This is a genomic window from Streptomyces sp. NPDC088794, from assembly GCF_044750545.1.
Taxonomy (GTDB): Bacteria; Actinomycetota; Actinomycetes; order Streptomycetales; family Streptomycetaceae; genus Streptomyces.
Map to the genome: position 1 here is coordinate 242,995 of NZ_JBIVKB010000016.1, position 22,759 is coordinate 265,753.

The window sequence follows — 22,759 nt, forward strand, 5'->3', positions numbered from 1 at the left end:
TGTCCAACTAAGGGCTCTATGCGGTGGGTTGGCGCCTGTGACTGTGATGTAAAACCCAGACATAAAGCAACTGCCGCCCTTTGGACGGCAGTTGCTTAGGGGTTGTCAAGTCGACAAAGTTACTTCTCTTGCTGCTTGCGCCAGCGAATTCCGGCCTCCAGGAACCCGTCGATCTCGCCGTTGAAAACGGCCTCCGGGTTACCGACCTCGAAGTCGGTGCGCAGGTCCTTGACCATCTGGTACGGGTGCAGCACGTACGACCGCATCTGGTTGCCCCACGAGTTGCCGCCGTCGCCCTTGAGGGCGTCCATCCTGGCCTGCTCCTCCTGGCGGCGGCGCTCAAGGAGCTTGGCCTGGAGCACGTTCATCGCGCTGGCCTTGTTCTGGATCTGCGAGCGCTCGTTCTGGCAGGAGACCACGATGCCGGTGGGGAGGTGGGTGAGGCGGACCGCGGAGTCGGTCGTGTTGACGCCCTGGCCGCCGGGGCCGGAGGAGCGGTACACGTCCACGCGCAGCTCGGACTCGTCGATCTCGATGTGGTCGGTCTGCTCGACCACGGGGAGGATCTCGACGCCCGCGAAGGAGGTCTGGCGGCGACCCTGGTTGTCGAAGGGCGAGATGCGCACCAGGCGGTGGGTGCCCTGCTCGACGGAGAGCGTGCCGTAGGCGTAGGGGACGTGCACGGCGAAGGTGGTCGACTTGATGCCGGCCTCTTCCGCGTACGACGTCTCGTAGAGCTCCGTCTTGTAGCCGTGCCGCTCGGCCCAGCGCAGGTACATGCGCTGGAGCTTCTCGGCGAAGTCGGAGGCGTCGACGCCGCCGGCCTCGGCGCGGATGGTGACGACGGCCTCGCGGGAGTCGTACTCGCCGGAGAGGAGCGTACGGACCTCCATCTCGTCCAGCGCCTTCTTGACGGAGGTGAGCTCGGTCTCGGCCTCGGCACGGGTGTCCGGGTCGTCCTCCTCGTCGGCCATCTCGAAGAGCACCGAGAGGTCGTCGATCCGGCCGCGCAGCGCCTCGGCCTTGCGGATCTCGGCCTGGAGGTGGCTCAGCTTGCTGGTGACCTTCTGGGCCTCCTCCGGGTCGTCCCACAGGGACGGCGCGGCCGCCTGCTCCTCCAGCACGGCGACATCTGCCCTCAGCTTGTCGAGGTCCAGAACGGCCTCGATCGACTCCATGGTCGAGGAGAGGGACTTGAGCTCTTCGGATACATCGACGACTGCCACGTCACCAGCCTAACGGCTGTGGCAACCGGGGTCTGTCGTGAGGCGTCCCTGAGCTGTGACCGGCGCCTTTCGTGCCGTGGTACCGGGGGCTGAGTCATGGCGTCGCCGGTGATGATGTGCTGGTGTCCTGCGGGGTCGCCCCCGCGTCGTCCCCCGACGTCGCCCACCACGCGCCCGCGCCCACCGCCGCGACCAGGACCACCGTGCCCGCGCTCAGGGCGATCCGGCGGCGGCGGGCGATGGCCTTGTGGCGGGCGGAGCCGGGGCGGCGGGCGCCCGCGGGACGGGGGACGCGGGCCGTGCCACGGGCGCCGCCGGCGAGTTCGTCGGGGGCGGGGACGCGCATCGACGTATGGGTGTCGCGGTTGGAGTCGGTGGGCTTGGCGCCGGGGACCAGGGGGACCGCGCCTCGGCGGCGGGTCGGTTCGCCGGTGGAGAGCGCCGGTTCGCCCCGGGCGGGCTCCGGTTCCTCCTCCGGCTCCAGGTCCGGCTCGTCGACGTCCAGTGGGGGCATTCCGACGAGCATGGGCAGCAACTCGCGCAGGCGGGCGGCCAGTTCGGAGGCGCGCAGCCGGGAGGCGGGGGCCTTGGCGAGGCACTGGACGAGGAGTTGCCAGAGTTCGTCGGGGATGCCGGGCAGAGGGGCGACCGTCTCCGTGACGTGGCGGCGCAGCACCGCGCCGGGGTGGCCGCCGCCGAAGGGGGTGAAGCCCGCGAGGAGTTCGTAGAGGACGGTCGCGAGGGCGTAGATGTCGACGGCCGCGCGGGGCGGGAGGCCCTCGACGATCTCGGGGGCCAGATAGTCCGGCGTGCCGATGATCTTCGTGGCGCGGGTGCGGCGGGGCGAGTCGATGAGTTTCGCCACTCCGAAGTCGGTCAGGAGGGCGGGGTGCGCGCCGCCGGGGCCCAGGGGGCCCTGCATGTCCAGGAGGATGTTCTCCGGCTTGACGTCCCGGTGCACGATTCCGGCCGCGTGCGCGGCGGCGAGCCCGTCGGCGACGTCGGCCACGATCGCCACCGCCGCCTCGGGTGCCAGGCGCCGGTCGCGGTCCAGGCGGGTGCGCAGGTCGGTGCCGCGGACCAGGTCCATGACCAGGGCGAGGTCGTTGCCGTCGACGACCAGGTCGCGGACGGAGACGACGTTCGGGTGGTCGAGGCCGAGCAGGGCGGTGCGCTCCTGCACGAAGCGTCCGACGAGTTCCTGGTCGGACGCGAGATCCTCGCGCAGCAGCTTCACGGCGACGGGTCCCTCGGGTCCCTCGCCCAGCCACACCGTGCCGGCGCTGCCCCGCCCCAGGATCTGGTTCGCGGTGTACCGGCTGCCGATCTTCCGTGCCAAGACTGCTCCTACCGACGCGTGTTGTCGCTAAAACTACGCGTCCGAGGGGTCAACCTTCACTGCGGAGGCGGAAATCACCCGCCAGATGTCGACAAGTCACCAACCCTGCCGTCGGTTCGTCCAGTTCGACTGATTCGCTCGCACGATTCGGCTGGTTCGCTCGCAGGGTTCGGCTGGTTCGCGCACCCCGTCGGGCGACGTTCCGCTAGTTCGACGAGCTTCCGCCTAGGTCCCCGACCCAGCCCGTCACCGTGTCGAACCAGTCGCTCAGCTGCGCCCAGTAGCCCTTGCCGGTGCCGATCCAGTCCTGCAACGGGCTCAGTTCCCAGATCAGCCAGCTCGCGACGAAGAGGATGACGATCGTGAACAGGCATCCCTTCAGGCAGCCGAGGCCGGGGATCTTCATCGGGTTGGCGCCGCCGCGCTGCCGCGGCTCCCGGGGCTCGCGCTGAGGCTGCTGCGGCGGCGGGGCGTAGCGCTGGGGCTGCGGCTGCTGGGGGCGCTGCTGCTGTTGACGCTGGGGCTGCTGGTGCTGCGGCGGGCCGTACTGCTGCGGCTGTTGCTGCTGCGGATAGCCGTAGCCGGGGGCGGGCTGCTGTCGCTGCTGCGGGCGTTGCCGCTGCGGCGGCTGCTGGTCCCGGGAGACCTGCCGCTGGGGGCGGCGGCGCAGCGGGTCCTCGTTCGGGTCGAGGTACTGGACCTGGGTCTGTTCGTTGCGGTCACGGGCCGCGCGCAGCTGGTTCTGCCAGGGGTGCGGCTGCTCGGGCTGCTGACCCTGCTGGCCGGGCTGCCCCGGTGGCACCGGCGGCAGGACCGCGGTCGGGTCGGCCGCGCCCGTGTTCGGCAGTACGGCGGTGGGGTCGGCGGCGCCGGCCGGGCCGGGTGCGCCGGTGTGTGGCAGATAGCTGGTCGCCGCGTTCGGGTCGTACATGCCCTGGCCGTGCTGGAGCACCTGGGTCGGGTCGGCCGAGCCGGGGACCGCGGCGGGCATCGCGTCGGGGACCAGCAGGGCACCGACGGAGTCGGCGGCGGCGATCTGCGCGGCGTTCGCGTGCACGCCGACGCCCTCGGCGACGACGCGGAGGGCGCGCGCGAGGTTCTCGGCGCTGGGGCGTTCGTCCGGGTTCTTGCGCAGGCAGCGCTCGATGACCGTCCACAGCGGGTCGGGGACCGTCGAGGGGCGGCGCGGTTCGGCGCTCAGGTGCTGGTGCAGCACCTCCAGGGCGGAGCCGCCGGAGAACGGCGGGCGGCCGGTGACCAGTTCGTAGATCAGGATGCCGGCGCCGTAGATGTCGACCGCGGAGGTCTGCGGGCGGCCCTCGGCGGACTCCGGCGCGATGTACGCGGGCGTGCCGACGAACTCGTGGGTGCGGGTGAGGCCCGGGGAGTCGGCGAGACGGGCGATGCCGAAGTCCGTGAGCATCGGGTGCATCTGGCCGCCCTGGTGGGCGAGCAGGACGTTGGCCGGCTTCAGGTCGCGGTGGACCACTCCGTCGGCGTGGCTGGCGGCGAGCGCGTCGGCGATCTGGGCGGTCAGCAGGGAGGCGCCGACCGGCGAGAACGGGCCGTTCTCGCGCAGGTAGCGGTGCAGGTCGGGGCCGTCGACGAGGTCCATGACCAGGGCCAGCAGATCGCCCTCGACGACCAGGTCGCGCACCCGGACGATGTTCGGGTGGGTCAGGCGCAGCAGGACGGAGCGCTCCCGCAGGAACCGCATCACGATGTCCGCGTCGCTCGCGAGCTCCTCCTTGAGGACCTTGATCGCGACGGTCTCGCCGGGCTGACCGGCCACGGCCGCCTCGGCGCCCGCGGTCTCTCGCTGGCGGGCTCGCCAGACGGTCCCCGTGGCGCCGCGTCCGAGCGGCTCCTCGAGGATGTACTTGCTGCCTACCGGCCGCACGTCATGCGCTCCCTGTTGATTGCCTACGTTCCGACCCACTGTAGTGCCGACACCCTCGGCACCGACTTCTCAACTTTCTGTGCGTCTTACGTACCGCTTGTCGTACATGTTCGAAGGAAAGACGCTCGACTCGGTCCCTCCGGTTGCCCGATCCGCGCGTGACCGATCTCAAGCGGTCGTCAGTGAAGTACTGATCAGGCACTTTTGAGGGCAGAGCCGACCAATCAAGATCACTTCTGGCTGGACCGTGGGCGTGTTGTCAGTGGCAGGTGCGAGGATGCGTGGAGTACTGGCCGACGTGCTCGTGTGGGGTGGGGGGAAAAGTCCGCGCCCGCGCAGACCCGCGCAGAAGGGACCGCTGACGGCGATGCAGATCCGGCTGACCGTCGTAGACCCGCTGGGCCCGCCCGATCGGGTCCGGGGCCGCACCGCGAGCTGCGACGTGCTGGTCACCGCGCCCGCCGGCACGGCCCTGGCCGAGGTGGCGTCGGCGCTGTCGTCGGCGGTCTCCGGCGACGGTGGCGCGCCTCCGTCCGAGCGTGCCCGCGAGGGCGGCGGCCCCGTGGTGCTGTACGTGGGCGCGGAGCGCCTCGACGACAAGCGCTGCACCCTCGGCGAGCCCCCGCTGATCGACGGCGCGGTGCTGTCCCTGAGCGCCCCGGCCGAACCCGAGCCGCACCCCGAGCTGGACGACGCCCCGACCCAACTGCACGTCATAGCGGGCCCGGACGCGGGCGGTGTCCACCTCCTGCACGGCGGCGAGATCCGCATCGGCCGCTCCGCCGACGCCGACGTCCCGCTCGACGACCCGGACGTCTCCCGGTTGCACTGCGCGGTCACGGTCGGCGCGGACGGTCACGTCTCCGTCGCCGACCTCGGCTCGACGAACGGCACCCTGCTGGACGGCAGCCGCGTGAGCACCCACCCTGTGCGGCTCGCCCCCGGCGCCCTGCTGCGCGTCGGTGAGTCCGCCCTGCGCCTCACCCCGGCCGGCGGTCCCGGCGCGCGCGTGCCGACGGCTTCGGACGGCGAGGGGCACGTGCGCGTGTCCTGCGAGGGCGGACACCCCGGGACCGACCCGAAGACCGGCTCCCCCGACGCCCTCCACGCACGCGTGGCCGACGGCGGCGACACCTCCACCCCCTCACGGGGACTGCCCGCCCAGAGCCACGGCCCGGCCGACCCGCTCGTCCCCGGACAGGGCGGCGCGCCCCGGATCGAGAGCCGGGGTCCGGCGGGCGGCAGCGGCGACACGCACGCCGGTGTGTTCGGCGTCGGGGCGTGGACGGCGAACGGAGACGGGGACGGGCGCGGGAGGGGGACGGTCGGTGCGGGAGCCGCTTCGGCGGAACGCACGCCTTCTTCCACGAATACGTCTTCCACGACCACGCACGACACGGCCCCCGACGGCGACCCGTCGCTCTCGCGCAGGCGCGGCGGCATCGCCGGGTGGGCGCGCCGGCTGACCGGCGGACGCGGGGAGCACTCCGCGGCCGACCAGGACGTGTACGACACGGACGAGACCGACGACACGGATGCCGGCGCCGACCCGGCGGGCCCCGCGTCGACCGCCGGCCGTGCCCAGGCCCCGGAGACCTGGCCGGACCTCGCGGCCCTGCTGCTGACGGCGCTGGGCCCGGGACCGCGGCTGTGGGAGCGCGAGCCGGGACACCGCGAGGCGCTCACGGTGCGGCTCGGCACGGCGGACCGCACGGCACCCGACGGCTCCGGTCTGTTGCCTGCCGTGCCGGTGACGGCGGATCTGCGGGAGGCCGGGGCCCTCGGCCTGGCCGGCCCCCGCACCCGGCTGTCCGGGCTGGCCCGCGCGGTCGTGGCCCAACTCGCCGCGCTGCACTCCCCCGAGGCGCTGGAGATCGTCCTGATCAGCGCGGACCGCGCCCGCCCCGCGGAGGACCGCAGCGCCGAGTGGTCCTGGCTCGGCTGGCTCCCGCATGTGCGCCCCGGACACGGTCAGGACTGCGGCCTCCTGCTCGCCTACGACCGCGAACAGGCCACGGCCCGCACCGACGAACTCCTGCGCCGCCTGGACGAGGCCCCCGCGACCGCGCACACCGTCCCCGCGGCCCGGCGGAGCGAGGTCCGGAGCACGCCCCGGCGCCCTTCCTGGGCGAAGGACGACGGCGCCGACGGGACCGACGGCTTCGCGGGGCCGTACACCCTGGTGATCGTGGACGGGGACACCGGTGGCGCCGCCGTGCGCGAGGCGGTGGCGCGGCTGGCCGTGGAGGGACCGCGCGTCGGCATCCATGTGCTGTGCCTCGCCGAGACGGCACCGGCGTCGCCCGCGTCCCCGGTGACCGACACCTACGAGGCGGCGTGCGCGGTGGCGCCGGCGTTCCGGGAGTGCGGCGCGGTCGCGCTGCTGAGCGGTGACGTGGCGACGGCGCTGCGGCTGATGCGGGTGGCCCGGAGCGGGGCGTCGACGCCGGAGGCGATGGCGGGTACGGATGCCAGGACGCCCTCCCGACTCGCGCCGAGCGCCTCACCCGCACCTGCTCCCTCATCCCCTTCCCTCTCCCCCTCCCCCGGCCAGCTCCGATCCGGCTCCGGCACTTCCGACTCCGGTACCCCTGACTCCAAGACGCCGGGTCCCGTGGGCCCGGGCAGCGTGGCCGCCGTGGACGCCGTCTCGCTCGCCTGGGCCGAGCGGTTCGCGCGGGCACTGGCGCCGTTGCGGATGGACGGCGCCGGGCGGGACCGGCACGCGCGCGTGTCCCTGCCGTTGCCCCAAGCGGCGCGGCTGCTGGACGAGTTGGGGCTGGCGAGGGCCACTCCGGCGTCGCTGATGGCGCGTTGGGCGGACGCGGCGGACGACACCCAGGCGCTCGGCGGCCGGGCCGCCGCCGTGCTCGGGGCCGGCCCGCGCGGCCCGGTCGGCGCGGATCTCGTGGTGGACGGGCCGCACCTGCTGATCGAGGGCCCGGCGGGCAGCGGGCGCACGGAGCTGCTGCGGGCGGTCGTCGCCTCGCTGGCCGCGGCCGAGCGCCCCGACCGGCTGGGCATCGTCCTGATCGACGGCCGGGACAGCGTGGGCACGGCGGGCGGCCACGGCGAGGGCCTGCGGGTCTGTACGGACGTACCGCATGTGACCACCCATCTGACCGCCAACGACCCCGTGCGGATGCGGGAGTTCGCCCAGTCCCTGAGCGCCGAGCTGAAGCGGCGGGGCGAGTTGCTGGGCCGCGGCGACTTCGCCGAGTGGCACGCGAGCCGGGAGATGTCGGGCCGGCTGGTGTCCCAGCGGGCGTCGGCGCGAGGTACGGCGACGGCGCAAGGCGCGTCCGGTTCGTCCGGCACCTCCGTCTCCTCCGGTGCCGGTGACCTGGACACCCCGCCCAGTTCGACGCTGCGGCTGCGCCCGGCGGCGGCACGGCGGCAGACGGAGTCGGCACCGCCGTTGCCCCGGCTGGTGGTGGTCGTGGACGACCTGGACGCACTTGTCTCTCCCGCGCTCGGCTCACCCGGCCGGCCGGCGGCGGGTTCCGTGATGCGGGCGCTGGAGGCGGTGGCCCGGGAGGGCGAGCGACTCGGCGTCCACCTCGTGGCCGCGACGAGCCCAGGCGGCCGTACGGCGGAGACGGAGCCGTCCCGCCGAGCCGCCCTCCGCGTCACCCTGGACGCCCCGACCCCGGGCCCGGACGAACCGTCCCCCGGCCGCGGCCGCCTGACCTGGTCCGACGGCAGGGCAACGCCCTTCCAGGGCGGCCGGGTCACCGGCCGCATCCCCCGCACGGCCACCCTGCGCCCCACGGTCGTCCCCGTCGACTGGCAACGCATGGGCGACCCCCCGACCCGCCGCCACGTCCGCGAACTGGGCAACGGACCCACGGACTTGGCCCTGCTGGCGAGTGCGTTGGAACGGGCGACGCGGGAGGTGTCGGCAACAGAGGTGCCGTCACTCCTGTGATCTTTTAGCCCGTCCGGCGTTTGAGGACGAGGCCCTTCGGGCCGATGGGGGTCTGGGGGCGTAGCCCCCAGGGCCGCGCACCCCCACCGACCCCCCGCCTCCACCAATCCGCACCCCCACCAACCCGCGGCCCAATCACAACGTGGTCACGATCGCCCACTTGACACGGATCGCAGTCTTGCCGCCCTCGCGCACCCGGCGTAGACCGGATCGCACGGAACAGCGCTGAACGTTCGACGAAGCTCGAAGAACGGGGCAGTCATGCGCAGCACGTGCAGCAGGATCCGGACACGCAGGGCCGCCAAATCCGCAGCCGCCCTCCTCGCGGCAGCACTCGCACTCGCGCTCACGGGATGCGGCGGCAGCGACGACAACAAGGACGACTCCGGTGCGAGCGGCGGGAGTTCGGAGAGCAGCAGCGGTCTGAAGCTGCCGAAGCTCAACGGCCAGACCCTGGAGGTCGCCGCCGTCTGGACCGGACCCGAACAGGACAACTTCCTCAAGGTCCTGGACGAGTTCAAGAAGCGCACCGGCGCCAAGGTCGACTTCGTGCCGACCGGCAACAACACCTCCACGTTCCTCGGTACGAAGATCGAGGGCGGTCAGCCACCGGACGTCGCGTTCCTGCCCCAGGTGGGCGTGTTGCACCAGTTCGCGGACAAGGGCTGGCTCAAGCCCCTCGGCGCGGACGCCCAGGCCCAGTTGGAGAAGAACTTCTCCAAGGGCTGGGTGGACCTGGGCGCCTGGAAGGGCAAGCAGTACGGCATCTACGCGAAGGCCGCCAACAAGTCGCTGGTCTGGTACAACACCGCGGCCTTCGAGGCGGCCGGCATCACCGACACCCCGAAGACCTGGAAGGACTTCCTCTCCACCGCGCAGACCCTGTCGGACGCCGGCTCCCCGGCCGTGTCGATCGGCGGCGCGGACGGCTGGACGCTGACCGACTGGTTCGAGAACGTCTATCTCTCGCAGGCCGGCCCGGAGAAGTACGACCAGTTGGCCACGCACGAGATCAAGTGGACGGACCCGTCGGTCAAGGACGCCCTCACCACGCTCGCGCAGCTGTGGGGCAAGGACGATCTGATCGCGGGCGGCCGCAAGGGCGCGCTGAACACCGAGTTCCCGAAGTCGGTCACCCAGACCTTCTCCGGTGACACCCCGGCCGCGATGGTCTACGAGGGCGACTTCGTCACCGCGAACATCAACGCCGACACCAAGGCGAAGCTGGGCACGGACGCGAAGGTCTTCCCGTTCCCGGCGGTCGGCAGCGAGTCACCCGTGGTCAGCGGCGGCGACGTGGCCGTGGCGCTGAAGGACGGCGCGGGCGCGCAGGCGCTGCTGACGTTCCTGGCCTCCACGGACGCGGCCGAGATCTGGACGGCGCAGGGCGGTGTCATCTCGCCCAACAAGGAGATGGACCCGGCCAAGTACAAGGACGCCGTCACCAAGCAGATCGCCGAGGCGCTGATCGCGGCCGGTGACAACTTCCGCTTCGACATGTCCGACCAGGCGCCGGCCGCGTTCGGCGGTACGCAGGGTGTGGGCGAGTGGAAGGACCTGCAGGACTTCCTGCGCAACCCGTCGGACGTGGCCGGTACCCAGAAGAAACTGGAGTCCGACGCGGCCAAGGCCTATGCGACCGGCTGACGCGCGGCCATGACAACCGCCGCGACGGCGGAGGGCGCCGGCGCACTGCCGACGCCCTCCGCGAAACCGCGTAAGAGCGTGACGGGAACCAGGTTGTGGGTGGCGGTGCTGTTCCTGCTGCCCGCGCTGATCCTGCTGGGCGCGCTCGTGGTCTACCCGATCGGGTACTCGATCTGGCGCAGCCTCTACGACGCCGACGGCTCGGGGTTCGTCGGTCTGGACAACTACGGCGACATCTTCTCCAACTCCTCCACACTGACCGCCGTACGCAACACGGCGATCTGGGTGGCGGTGGCGCCCGCCGTGGTCACCGCGCTGGGTCTGATCTTCGCGGTGATGACCGAACGGGTGCGCTGGGGAACGGCGTTCAAGCTGATCGTCTTCATGCCGATGGCGATCTCGATGCTCGCGGCCGGCATCATCTTCCGGCTGGTCTACGAGCAGGATCCGAGCCAGGGCGCCGCCAACGCGGTCGCCAAGGCGGTGCACGACACCTTCGTGTCGTCGTCGGTCTATCCGAAGGCGCGGCCGAACGCGACGGCGAGCGACCTCAAGGCGTCCGGCGGCGGCTCGTTCACCTCGACGGGCACGGTGCGGGCCGGCACGCCGGCGCTGCTGCCCCTCGTGGGCATCGCCCCGAACAAGCTGCCCGGCACCCCCGAGGACGCGAAGGCGGCGAGCGGTTCCGGTGTCACCGGCACCGTCTGGCTGGACTTCAAGCTGGGCGGCGGCGGGACGAAGGGGCAGGTCGACCCGGGTGAGAAGGCGCTGAAGGGCGTCAAGGTCGAGGCCGTGAAGGACGGCAAGGTGGTCGCCTCCGCCAAGAGCGGCGCGGACGGCGTCTTCACGCTGCCGGCCTCGGCCGACGGAGCCCAACTGCGGTTGCCGGGCTCGAACTTCGCGGCGCCGTACGACGGCATCGACTGGCTCGGTCCGACGCTGGTCACCCCGGCGATCATCGGCAGCTATGTGTGGATGTGGGCGGGCTTCGCGATGGTGCTGATCGCGGCGGGCCTGGCCGGCGTCGACCGCAATCTGCTGGAGGCGGCCCGGGTGGACGGCGCCAACGAGTGGCAGGTGTTCAGACGGGTCACGGTGCCGCTGCTCGCGCCGGTCCTGGTCGTCGTCCTCGTCACGCTGATGATCAACGTGATGAAGATCTTCGACCTGGTGTACATCATCGCGCCGCAGCCCAGCCAGGACGACGCCAACGTCCTTGCCCTGCAACTGTTCCTGTCCTCGTTCGGCGGGGGCGGCAACTACGGCGTGGGCAGCGCGATCGGCGTCATCCTGCTGCTGCTCGTGCTGCCGGTGATGTTCGTCAACATCCGCCGGCTGCGGAAGGAGCGTGAGCGGTGACCACCCTCGACACGATCGTGCGGGGCAAGCGCTCCCTCGCCTCCCGGGTGGCGAGCGGGGCGGCGGGCGGGGCGATGCGGGTCTTCCTGATCCTGGTCGCGCTGTTCTGGCTGGTGCCGACCTTCGGACTGCTGGTCTCCTCGTTCCGCGACCCGACCGACATCGCCTCCTCGGGCTGGTGGAAGGTGTTCACCGCGCCGAGCCAGCTGACCGCCAAGAGCTATCAGACGCTCCTGGAGAAGGACGCGATCACCCACGCGCTGTTCAACACGATCTGGATCACCGTGCCGGCCACGCTCCTTGTGGTGCTGTTCGGCGCGATGGCCGGATACGCCTTCGCCTGGCTGGACTTCAAGGGCCGCGACTGGTGGTTCCTGCTCGTGGTCGCGCTGCTCGTCGTGCCCGTCCAGGTGGCGCTGATCCCGCTCTCCGATCTCTTCGGCAAGATCGGGATCTTCGGCGACATCATCGGCGTGGTGCTCTTCCACGTCGGCTTCGGGCTGCCGTTCGCCATCTTCCTGCTGCGCAACTTCTTCGCGGAGATCCCGCGTGAACTGCTGGAGGCGGCACGGCTGGACGGCGCGGGCGAGACCCGGCTGTTCTTCACGGTGATCCTGCCGCTGGGCGCGCCCGCGATCGCGTCCCTGGGCATCTTCCAGTTCCTGTGGGTGTGGAACGACATGCTGGTGGCGCTGGTGTTCTCCAACTCGGAGTCGCAGCCGCTGACGGTCGCACTCCAGCAACAGGTACGGCAGTTCGGCAGCAACATCGAGATCCTCGCGCCCGGCGCGTTCATCTCGATGGTGATCCCGCTGGCCGTGTTCTTCGCGTTCCAGCGGCAGTTCGTGTCCGGCGTGATGGCGGGCGCGGTCAAGTAGCCGGACATCAACAGGAAAGGGGGATTCCGTTCACCCGGAGTCCCCCTTATGCCGTACGAAACCGTAACCAAGTCACTCCATCGGCCGTTCCCGGGCAAGGCCCGACAGGGCTTATCGCCCGCGCCGACCGACTGGATGTGTCTTGCCCAGGTTCAGTGTCATCGTCCCCGCGCACAAGGTTCAGGCGTATCTGCACGCCTGTCTGGAATCGGTGCTGTCGCAGTCGTATCCCGACCTGGAACTGATCGCGGTCGACGACTGCTCGCCGGACGGATGCGGGGCGGTCATCGACGAGTTCGCGGCCCGCGACCCGCGCGTGCACGCCGTGCACCTGCCGGAGAACGGCGGTCTGGGCCCAGCCCGCAACGCGGGTCTCGCGCTCGCGACCGGCGACTACCTGGTCTTCCTGGACGGCGACGACACCCTCACCCCGCACGCGCTGCGCGCGATCGCCGACCGGCTGAAGGAGACGGGCGAGCCGGACGTCCTGGTCTACGACTACGCGCGCACGTACTGGTCGGGCGACACCGTCCGCAACCAGGCCGCGGGACAGCTCACCGAGCAGGGCCCGGCGCCCTTCCGCCTGGAGGACCGCCCGGGCCTGCTGCATCTGCTGATGGTGGCCTGGAACAAGGCGTACCGCCGGGAGTTCGTGCAGGAGCACGGCTTCTCCTTCCCGCCCGGCTACTACGAGGACACTCCCTGGACCTACCCGACCCTGCTGGCCGCCGAGTCGATCGCCACCCTCGACCGCGTCTGCGTCCACTACCGCCAGCGCCGCCAGGGCAACATCCTGTCCACCACCAGCCGCAGCCACTTCGACGTCTTCGAGCAGTACGACCGGGTCTTCGCGTACGTCGCCGAGCACCCCGAACTGACGCGCTGGCGCCCGGTGTTGTTCCGCCGCATGGTCGACCACCTGGCGAAGGTCTTCACGCACCGCGAGCGGCTGCCCCGCGCGGCCCGCGCCGAGTTCCTGCGCAAGGCCCGCGCCCACTACCGCCGTTACCGCGTCCCCGGCTCCCCCGTCCCGCTCTCCTCGCGGCTGCGGCACGCGCTGGTCCGCTGGAGCCTGCACCGCACCTACCACACGCTCCAGTCGGCCTCCGCCCTGAACCGCAGGACGGCCAAGCGCACCGCCAAACTCCTGCGCGCGGTGCGGGCGTTCGCCCTCCGCCTGCACTACGGCATCCAGCTCCGTCTCCCGCTGCGCGCCGACCGTGCGGTGTTCGCCGCCCACCAGGGGCGCGGCCACGGCTGCAACCCGGGCGCGCTGGAGGAGGCGTTCCGCGCGCACGCCCCGCACATCCGTACGGCGTGGATCGCCCGCCCCGAGCACCACCACGCGGTGCCGACGGGCACCCGCCGGCTGACCCCGGACACGGCCGCGTACTGGACGGCGCTGGCCCGCTCCAAGTACCTCGTCAACAACGCCGACTTCGACCGCCGGATGCGCAAGCGGCACGGCCAGGTCTTCGTGCAGACCCACCACGGCACCCCGCTCAAGCACATGGGCCTCGACCTCCAGGAACGCCCGGCGGCCGCGCACGGCCTGGACTTCGAGCAGCTCCTGGCGGGCGTCGACCAGTGGGACCACGTCGTCTCCGCCAACCGCCACTCCACCCTCACCTGGGAGCGCGTCTTCCCGGGCACCTACACCACCCTCGAGTACGGCAGCCCCCGCAACGACGTGTTCCAGAAGGCCACTTCGGCGGAGGTCGCCCGGCTGCGCGCCTCCCTCGGCATCCCCGACGACACGGTCGCGATCCTCTACGCGCCGACCCACCGCGACTACCGCCGCACCCAGCGCGCCGACCTCGATCTGGAGCGCGTCCTGCGTCGGCTGGGCCCGCGCTTCGTGGTGCTGGCCCGCGCCCACTTCCGGCCCGGCGGCCCGCTCGCGCAGCACGGCGGCCGGGTCGTCGACGTCACCGACCACCCGAGCGTCGAGTCCCTGTGCCTCGCCTCGGACGCGCTGGTCACCGACTACTCGTCCCTGATGTTCGACTACGCGGGCCTGGACCGCCCGATCGTGATCCACGCCGAGGACCGCGAGGCCTACGAGGCGGCCCGCGGCACCTACTTCGACCTGCGCGACTTCCCGCCGGGCGCGGTCGCCCGCAGCGAGGACGAGCTGATCGACATCTTCGCCACCGGCCACTGGCGCGGCTCCCGCTCGACCCAGCTGCGGGCCGCGTTCCGCGAGCGCTTCTGCCCGTACGACGACGGACGCGCCGCCGAACGGGTCGTACGCCACGTCGTGTTCGGCGAGCGCGACCTGCCGTCGGTGATCCCGCTCGAAGCGCGCCACCCGGTGCCGTCGACGGCCGCGAACCGCGCGCACTCCCCGCAGACGACCGAGGCGCAGGCGACCGTCCCGCGGCCCGCCGGTCCGCCGGCCGTCGCCGACCGCCTCTGAACACCGTTCTCACCCTGGGGAGTTCCCATGCCGTCCAGCCCGTCGAGGCCCACACCAACCCGCCCGACCACGTGGCGCCCGACCGGCCGCCCGGGCCTCCGCCCCACCAGCTGAGCTCACCAGAACACTTACAGAAAGAGCAGAATGCCCCGCTTCAGCATCATCGTCCCGTCCCATGGGGTGGCGGGACGGCTGTCCCAGGCGCTGGACTCGGTCCTCGCACAGTCCTTCGGCGACTTCGAGCTGATCCCGGTCTGCGACGCCCCCGACGCGTCCGCGGCGGACGTCGTCGCCGGGTACGCCGAGCGGGACTCCCGGGTGGCCCCGGTGCACTCGCCGCCGGCGGCCGGTCTGGCCGGGGCGCGCACCACCGGGATCCGCGCGGCGAACGGCACCCATCTGCTGTTCCTGGACGGCGACGACGTGCTCGTCCCGGGCGCGCTCGCGGCGCTGGACGCCCGTCTGACGGAGACCGGCGAGGTCGACATCCTGCACTTCGAGCACGAGCGCACCCCCTGGTGGGAGGGCGAGCCGACCAACCCGGCCGCGCTGCTGCTGCCCAAGAGCCCGCCCGGCGCCTTCTCCCCCGACCAGGTCCCGCAGCTCACCGGCGTCCAACTGCCGGCCTGGAGCGCGGCCTACCGCCGGGCCTTCCTCACCGAGCACCGACTCGCCTTCCCCGACGGCCACTTCACCGACATCGGCTTCTGCGGACTGGCCGCGATGAGGGCGGAGCGGGTCGCCGTGCTGCACTCGGTCGTCGTACGGCATCTGGTGCGCCGCCAGGGCAGCCGGCTCGGTCTGCCCGGCGCGCACCACCTCGAACTCCTCGACCAGACGCAGCTGTTGCTCACGCGAGCCGCCGAACTGGGCCTGTCCGCCGAGCGGTCCATCGCGCTCTTCGAGCAGCTCTTCGCCGCCGTGCTGAAGACGGCCGCGCACCCGGCACGCCTCGGCGACACGGGCCGCGCCTTCTTCCGCCGGGCGAGCCTGCTGTACCGCGGTCACCGCCCCGCCGGCCACCGGGCCCCGGGCGGCAGCCTCGGCGTGCAGCACCGGCTGCTGGCGAACGGCTCGTACACGGCCTTCCGCGCCCTGCGGGTCGCCAACCGCTCGGCGACCCGCGCGGCGGAACGCCTCCCGCGCCCCCGCGGCCTGCGCACCCGACTGCTGTACGCGCGTGATCTGCGCCGGCCGCTGGACGAGAACCTCGCCGTGTACTGCGCGTACTGGGGCCGCGGTTACGCCTGTAGCCCGGCCGCGATCCATGCCATGGCCCGTCAACTCGCCCCGCACATCCGGTCGGTGTTCCTGGTCGAGCCGGACGCGGTGGACTCGGTGCCGGACGGGATCGAGTACGCGGTCATCGGCAGCCGCCGGTACTGGTCGGTGCTGGCCCGCGCCAAGTACCTGGTGAACAACGCCAACTTCGCGGAGGGCGTGGTCAAGCGCCCCGGCAGCGTGCACGTCCAGACGCAGCACGGCACCCCGCTGAAGAGGATGGGCGTGGACCAGTCGACGTACCCGGTGGTGGCCGCCGCGACCGGCAGCTTCGCCAAGCTGCTGGGCCGGGTGGACCGCTGGGACTACAACATCTCCTCCAACAGCCACTCCACCCAGATGTGGGAGCGCGCCTTCCCGGGCGCCTACGAGCAGGTGGAGTACGGCTATCCGCGCAACGACGTCTTCTACACGGCGACGGCCGACGACGTGGCCCGCATCCGGCGGGAGTTGGGCGTTCCCGAGGGCAAGACGGCGGTCCTGTACGCCCCGACCCACCGCGACCACCACTCCGGCTTCGAGACCGGCCTGGACCTGGAGGCCTTCTGCGACGCGGCCGGCGAGGACGTGGTGGTGCTGCTGCGCGCCCACTACTTCTACGACCGGGGCCGGGCATCGGGCAGCGGCCGGATCATCGACGTCACCGCGCACCGCTCGTCGGAGGACGTGTGCCTGGCCGCCGACGCGCTGGTCACCGACTACTCGTCGATCATGTTCGACTACGCCAACCTGGACCGGCCGATCGTCGTGTACGCCGACGACTGGGAGGTCTACCAGGAGACGCGGGGCGTCTACTTCGACCTGCTGAAGGCACCGCCCGGCCCGGTGACCCGGACGCCCGAGGAACTGGCCCGCGTCTTTCGCGACGGCTCCTGGGCGGGCCCGGAGTCGACGGCGGCGCGGGCCGAATTCCGGGACCGCTTCTGCCAGTTCGACGACGGGTACGCCGCCGAGCGGGTCGTACGGCGGGTGTTCCTCGCCCAGCCGCCGGAGGAGATCCCGTCCGTGATCCCGCTCGCGCGACGCGTCCCGGCCCCCGCCGCCACCCTCGTAAGGAAGTGACCTCCGCAGTGCCCCGCTTCAGCGTCATCGTCCCCGTCTTCAAGGTGCAGGGCTTTCTGCGCGAGTGCCTCGACTCCGTTCTGGAGCAGTCCTACCGGGACATCGAGGTGATCGCCGTCGACGACCGCTCCCCCGACGGCTGCGGCGCGATCCTCGACGAGTACGCGGCCCGCGACCCGCGCGTGCGTGTGCTGCACCTGCCGGAGAACGTCGGCCTGGGCCGCGCCCGCAACGCCGGTATGCCGAACGCCACCGGCGACTTCCTGTTCTTCCTGGACAGCGACGACACCCTCACCCCGGGCGCCCTGCGCGCCTTGGCCGACCGCCTCGACGAGACGTCCGACCCGGACGTCCTGGTCTTCGACTACGCGCGCACCTACTGGTGGGGCGGCACACGCCGCAACGTGCTCGCGCACGTGCTCGCGGAGGCCGCCGACACCACCTTCACGGTCGCCGAACGCCCGCAGATCCTCGATCTGTTGATGGTGGTGTGGAACAAGGTCTACCGCCGCGACTTCGTGCTCAAGCACGGCTTCGAGTTCCCGCCCGGCTACTACGAGGACACGCCCTGGACCTTCCCGGTGCTGCTCAGCGCCGACCGGATCGCCACCCTCGACCGGATCTGTCTGAACTACCGCCAGCGCCGCCAGGGCAACATCCTGTCCACCACCAGCCGCAAGCACTTCGACATCCACGACCAGTACGAGCGGGTCTTCGCGTTCCTCACCGCCCGCCCGGAGCAGGCGAGTTGGCGGCCCTACCTGCACGCCAAGATGGGCGAGCACTGTCTGGACATCCTCTCCAAGCCGGACCGGCTGCCGCCCCGCGACAAGGCCGAGTTCTTCCGGCGCACGGCGGAACTCTTCCGCACGCACCGCCCCGAGGGCTCCACCACGGCCCCCGAACTCCGGGTGCTGGAAGGGAGTTACCAGGCCTACCGCGCCAAGCGGCAGACGGACCGGGCCCGGCGCGAACTCGCCCGCCGGGCGGGGAAGTTGCGCACGGCGGCCGGCGTACGCCTCACCCGTGGCCGCTCCGCCCTGACCGCGCGCCGCCCCCTCGACCCGGACCTCGTCCTCTACTCGGCCTCCTCGCACCGGGGCGTCCTCGGCGACCCCGGCGCGATCCATCGCAAGGCCCGCGAGATCGCCCCGCAGCTGCGCGGGGTGTGGGTGGTGCGGGACGAGGAGACGGCGGCCCTGCTGCCGGCGGACGTCGAGCACGTCCTGCTCGACTCCCCGCAGTACCGCCAAGTCGCCGCCCGGGCCACGTACTTCGTCAACAACGTCAACTGGCCCGGCGCGCTCGCCAAGCGCCCCGGCAGTGTCCACATCCACACCCACCAGGGCACCCCGCTCAAGTACATGGGCGCCGACCTGCTGGAGCGGCCCGGCGCCCGGCACGGCTTCGACGTGCCGCAGCTGCTGCGCCGCGCCGACCGCTGGGACCACAGCCTGGTCGCCAACCTCCACTCCGAGCTGGTGTGGGAGCGGGCGTACCCGTGCCACTTCGCGTCCGCGCGCACCGGCAGCCCGCGCAACGACATCCTGGTCAACGCCCGCAAGCAGGGCGGCCTTTCGGAGCACGGGCAGGCGGTGCGCGAGCGGCTGGGCATCCGGGCCGGGCACACCGTCGTGCTGTACGCCCCGACCCGCCGCGACTACCGCAGGGGCGGCCACGTGGACCGCGTCGACCTGGCCCGGTTCGCCGAGGACCTGGGCGCGGGACACACCCTCCTCGTCCGCCTGCACCCCACCCTCGCCACCGGCCCCGCGCGCGGCCTGGGGCTGGCCGAACTGCACCGGCGGGGCGTGCTGGTGGACGCGACGGACGAGCCGCACGTCGAGGACGTGATGCTCGCCTCGGACGTGCTGGTCACGGACTACTCGGCGGTGATGTTCGACTACGCCAACCTGGACCGGCCGATCGTGGTCCACGCCGACGACCTGGGCGCGTACACGGCGAGCCGGGGCACCTACTTCGACATCACGGCCCAGGCGCCGGGCCATGTGTCGCGCTCCTACCGGGAGTTGGCATGGCTGCTGACCTCCGGGACCTGGCAGGACGAGGAGTCGGCGCGACTGCGGGCCGGATTCCGGGCGCGCTACTGCGAGTTCGACGACGGCCGCGCCGCCGAACGGGTCGTCCGCACCCTGCTGCTCGGTGAGGAGATGCCACGGCCGTCGGCCGCCCGGATCCCCGCCCCCGCCTCCGCCTCCGGCACCGGACACGATCTGCTCGCCCGGTCGTGAGGCCGCGCACCTGGGTGCTGGTCCTGGCCGGGGTGTTCGCCGTGCTCCAACTCGCGAACGTCACCGGCCGGGACACCCCGGACACCAAGAACTACCTCTCCTACGCCCTGAGTCTGCGCGGCGACAGCAAGAAGGAGGCGGCGGCCGTCACGATCGACTACGCCTGCGCGGGCAAGGCGTCGATCGCGCGCCGCAACCAGGGCGTGGACGTCGTCCACTTCCATGCCCCCGACCCGACCGCGCGGGTCATGAGGGAGTGCCGGCCTGCCGAACTGCGGGGCGTCCAGGCGCGGTTGAGGGCGGGGCAGACGGGCGGGCCGACCGTGCCGTTCATGCCGGAGCGGTTCATGCGGATCTTCGAGGTGCGGCCCGGGTACCCGCTGTTCCTGGTGCCGTTCGTCACGGTGTTCGGCGTGACGTGGGGGCTGTGGGTGTCGGGCGTGGCCGTCACGGTCGCGGGCGGGGTCCTCGTCTTCCTGATCCTGCGCACGCTGTCGGTCCCGGTGCCGCTCGCCCTGACCGGACAGGCGCTGTTCTACGTCCTGCCGTGCGGGGCGACCGCGATGCGCCCGATGACCGAGGGCCTGATGCTGGCGCTGACCCTGGCGGCGCTCTGGGGCTGCGCGCTGGTCCTGGACGGGCGGCGCGCACGGGCGGGCCTCGGGCTGGTCGGCGGCTCGCTGCTCGCGCTGTTCACGGTGAAGCACTCGCAGGCACTGTTCCTCGGGCTGTGCCTGGCAGTGGCGGGCGCGCTGATCGCCGTGCACCGGCGCAGGCGGGGCAGGTCGCCGGGGCGGGCCCTCGTGGCGGTCGCGTGGGTCGGCCTGGGCGCCGCGCTCGGGACGCTGCTCCTGGCGAAGGCGCTCACCTACCCCTCGGAATCGGAGAGTCTCCAGGATCTGCTCACCGACCACTTCTCCCGGCCCGACCGGACCAGGCTGTGGCCGGAGTTCCTGCATCTCCAGTTCAACTTCTGGGTGGAGTGGCTGCGTCGGCAGCTGTGGGAGCCGCTGTTCCTGACGGCGCTGGCCGCCGGCGTGTGGGGCGCGCGGCGGCGACCGGCGTTCGGCTGCTTCCTCGGCGCCGCCGCGTTCACGGGGATCCTCACGCAGGCCGGGCACCCGGACATCACCATCTGGGGCGACCGGCTGATCGTGCTGGCGTGGCTGCTGCCGGTGGTGGGGGTGCCGTTGCTCCTTGAACCGGTGGTGCGGGGGCTGGCGCGGGTGCCGGGGCAGGGGCCGGAGCAGGGCCTCGGGGAACCGGCGGTTCACTCGATGAGGTGATCTCGGGTGGTGTCGTTGACCCCGGCGGGAACATACGGCAGATGCGTCGCCCCTCTGCCCTCCGGCTCTCTGCTCACCGACCCTCCGCTCCCCGACCCGCAGCTCACCGGTGAGCACCGCTCTCGCCACCCGGCGCATCGTGCGCGGCGCGACGGCACTGCGCGGCGGACGACCCTGGCGCCCCACTCCCTACCAGGCCTTCGGCTTCCTGTTCTGGCTGGTGATGTCGCTGGCGTACTGGCGGGTGCCGCTGTGCTGCGACGCCGGTCAGCACGCGGCGGTCGTCGAACGCCTCAAGGCGAGCCTGCTCCGGCCACGCCACCCGATGGCCGACCTGCCGGGCGCGGGGAGCCCGTACTACTCGCCGTACGCGGTGGCAGAGGGGGCGTTCGCCCGGCTGACGGGTCTGGGCGGCTGGGAGGTGCTGCGGCTGGCCGGTCCGCTGAACCTGCTCGTCCTGCTCACCGGCATCGGCCACTTCACGCGCGTGCTGACGCCGAGACCGTGGGCCCCGGTCCTCGCGGTCGCCTCGATGACGCTGCTGTGGGGCACCGAACGGGCCTGGTGGAGCGGCTATCTCGGGCTGATGTCGATGACGGGCAACCTCGGCTACCCGTCGACGTTCGCGATCGGCCTCGCCTTCTGGGCCTGGGCGCTGACGGGCGCGCGGGCACGGAACGCGGGGCGGGTGCGGTACGTCGGCCCGAGCGGGCTGCCGGGCCCGGTCGGATACGCGGGGCTCGGCGCGCTGTACGGGCTGATCCTGCTGATCCATCCGATCACCGCGGTGGCGGCGGTCCTCGGCGCGGTGGCGTTCGTGGCGGGATGGCAGCGCGGCTGGGGGCTCGCCGCGGCGGGGCGCTGGGCGCTCGCGGGCGGGACGGCCCTGCTGGTGGCGGTGGTGTGGCCGTACTTCGACGTGTTCGCGCTGGCCGCCGACGGCAGCGTGGACGCGCTGCACCGACGGCTGTACTCGGGCCTGACCGGCCACTTCTGGCTGGCGCTGCTGGGGCTGCCGGCGCTGTGGCTGCGCGCGCGGCGAGCACGCGACAAGACACCGGGGGCCGCGTGGTGGTCGGGGGCGCGAGATCCGCTGGTGCTGATGTTCGGCCTGGAGTGCCTGGTGGTGGCGTACGGCTGGCTCGGCGGGCACTACACGTACGGCAGGATCCTCGGACTGACGCTCGTGCCGCTCCAGTTCGCGCTCGCCGTGGAACTGGCGGCGCCCCGGCCGTGGTCGGTGCGGCGGCGGATGCTGGGCGAGATCGCGGCGATGGCCGCCTGCGTCGGCTTCGTGACCGTGCAGGCGGGGGCGGTGGTGCCGCGGTCGCTGGATCCGGTCGGCTTCGCACAGCCGCCGCGCTGGCCCTCGTACGCCTGGGCCGCGCGGCACATCAGGCCCGGCGAGGTGGTGATCACCGACGGCTACTACGCCGTCCACGCGATCGCGGGCTACGGCCCGAACCTCGCCGCGCCCGCCTGGCCGGACCCGGCCCTGGACGAGCGGGAGCGGCTGCGCCGGCTGGCCGATGTCCAGGGCTATCTCGCCCCTGGGTCGACCCGCGCCGGGCGCACCGCCGTCGTCCGCCGCTACCACGTGCGCTGGCTGCTGCTGACGCGCTGGCACCCCGTGCCCGCGGAGGCCGTGGTGGTGGCGTGGAGTCCGCGGACGGGGGAGGTGCTGGCGCGGGTCGGGTGAGGTCGTACCGCTCGACCGCTCGGTGGACCTACTCGACGACGAGGGTGACCTCGATGTTGCCGCGGGTGGCGTTGGAGTAGGGGCAGACCTGGTGGGCGGCCTCGACCAGCTTGTGGCCGGTGGCCTCGTCCACGGTGTCGGGGAGCTCGACGCGCAGGGTGACCTTCAGGGCGAAGCCCTCGCCCACCTTGCCGATGCCGACCTCGGCGGTGACGGCCGCGTCGCTGACGTCGACCTTCGCCTGCCGGCCGACGGCACCGAGGGCGCTGCCGAAGCAGGCCGCGTAACCGGCGGCGAAGAGCTGCTCCGGGTTGGTGCCCTGGCCGTTGCCGCCCATCTCCACCGGGAAGGCCAGCGGGAGGTCGATCTTGCCGTCGGAGGAGACGGCGCGACCCTCGCGGCCGTGGGTGGCGGTGGCGACAGCGGTGTAGAGCGCGTCCATGGAAAACCATCCCTCTCAAAGTCATCTGCCGGCGGCTTCGG

The 22,759-nt window shown here is 72.3% G+C and carries 13 protein-coding genes; 9 read left to right on the forward strand and 4 right to left on the reverse strand.

What is annotated here, in order from left to right:
* Window positions 1-119: 119 nt before the first annotated feature.
* The 3 genes from prfB to ACIP6U_RS37425 all read right to left on the reverse strand — a co-directional run bounded on the left by prfB (window position 120) and on the right by ACIP6U_RS37425 (window position 4,465).
* Window positions 120-1,226 (reverse strand): peptide chain release factor 2, encoded by a 1,107-nt coding sequence (prfB, locus tag ACIP6U_RS37415; RefSeq protein WP_401727118.1) that lies wholly within the window; start codon window positions 1,224-1,226, stop codon window positions 120-122.
* 94 nt (window positions 1,227-1,320) lie between these two features.
* Complete coding sequence (locus tag ACIP6U_RS37420) at window positions 1,321-2,565, reverse strand: serine/threonine-protein kinase (RefSeq protein WP_401727120.1); 1,245 nt, start codon at window positions 2,563-2,565, stop codon at window positions 1,321-1,323.
* Window positions 2,566-2,770: 205 nt separating this feature from the next.
* A complete protein-coding gene (locus ACIP6U_RS37425; protein WP_401727123.1) occupies window positions 2,771-4,465 on the reverse strand; it encodes a serine/threonine-protein kinase in 1,695 nt (564 codons plus the stop codon).
* A gap of 367 nt (window positions 4,466-4,832) precedes the next feature.
* On the opposite strand from ACIP6U_RS37425, the gene ACIP6U_RS37430 reads away from it, so the two are divergent.
* The 9 genes from ACIP6U_RS37430 to ACIP6U_RS37470 all read left to right on the forward strand — a co-directional run bounded on the left by ACIP6U_RS37430 (window position 4,833) and on the right by ACIP6U_RS37470 (window position 22,276).
* On the forward strand, window positions 4,833-8,393 hold the full coding sequence (locus ACIP6U_RS37430; protein ID WP_401727195.1) for an FHA domain-containing protein: 3,561 nt from the start codon (window positions 4,833-4,835) through the stop codon (window positions 8,391-8,393).
* 261 nt (window positions 8,394-8,654) lie between these two features.
* Window positions 8,655-10,040 carry an ABC transporter substrate-binding protein gene (locus ACIP6U_RS37435; RefSeq protein ID WP_401727125.1) on the forward strand — a complete coding sequence of 462 codons (1,386 nt, stop codon included), beginning with the start codon at window positions 8,655-8,657 and terminating at the stop codon, window positions 10,038-10,040.
* A 78-nt stretch (window positions 10,041-10,118) separates the two neighbouring features.
* Window positions 10,119-11,399 carry a carbohydrate ABC transporter permease gene (locus ACIP6U_RS37440; protein ID WP_401727127.1) on the forward strand — a complete coding sequence of 427 codons (1,281 nt, stop codon included), beginning with the start codon at window positions 10,119-10,121 and terminating at the stop codon, window positions 11,397-11,399.
* Window positions 11,396-12,277, forward strand: a complete 882-nt coding sequence (locus ACIP6U_RS37445; RefSeq protein WP_401727129.1) for a carbohydrate ABC transporter permease — start codon at window positions 11,396-11,398, stop codon at window positions 12,275-12,277. Before ACIP6U_RS37440 ends, ACIP6U_RS37445 begins: the two co-directional genes overlap by 4 nt.
* Window positions 12,278-12,419: 142 nt before the next feature.
* Window positions 12,420-14,696 (forward strand): CDP-glycerol glycerophosphotransferase family protein, encoded by a 2,277-nt coding sequence (locus ACIP6U_RS37450; protein WP_401727131.1) that lies wholly within the window; start codon window positions 12,420-12,422, stop codon window positions 14,694-14,696.
* Between the two features lie 144 nt (window positions 14,697-14,840).
* Window positions 14,841-17,039, forward strand: a complete 2,199-nt coding sequence (locus ACIP6U_RS37455; RefSeq protein WP_401727133.1) for a CDP-glycerol glycerophosphotransferase family protein — start codon at window positions 14,841-14,843, stop codon at window positions 17,037-17,039.
* Window positions 17,040-17,047: 8 nt separating this feature from the next.
* On the forward strand, window positions 17,048-19,291 hold the full coding sequence (locus ACIP6U_RS37460) for a CDP-glycerol glycerophosphotransferase family protein (protein ID WP_401727197.1): 2,244 nt from the start codon (window positions 17,048-17,050) through the stop codon (window positions 19,289-19,291).
* Window positions 19,288-20,577: a hypothetical protein gene (locus ACIP6U_RS37465; RefSeq protein ID WP_401727135.1), complete on the forward strand. Its 1,290-nt coding sequence runs from the start codon at window positions 19,288-19,290 to the stop codon at window positions 20,575-20,577. The genes ACIP6U_RS37460 and ACIP6U_RS37465 overlap by 4 nt, the downstream gene beginning before the upstream one ends.
* Window positions 20,578-20,686: 109 nt before the next feature.
* On the forward strand, window positions 20,687-22,276 hold the full coding sequence (locus tag ACIP6U_RS37470) for a hypothetical protein (RefSeq protein WP_401727136.1): 1,590 nt from the start codon (window positions 20,687-20,689) through the stop codon (window positions 22,274-22,276).
* A 28-nt stretch (window positions 22,277-22,304) separates the two neighbouring features.
* Here ACIP6U_RS37470 and ACIP6U_RS37475 read toward each other — a convergent pair whose 3' ends face one another.
* The gene (locus ACIP6U_RS37475) at window positions 22,305-22,718 is read right to left on the reverse strand and encodes an organic hydroperoxide resistance protein (RefSeq protein WP_124000360.1); all 414 of its coding nucleotides are present in this window, start codon (window positions 22,716-22,718) and stop codon (window positions 22,305-22,307) included.
* Window positions 22,719-22,759 lie beyond the last annotated feature (41 nt).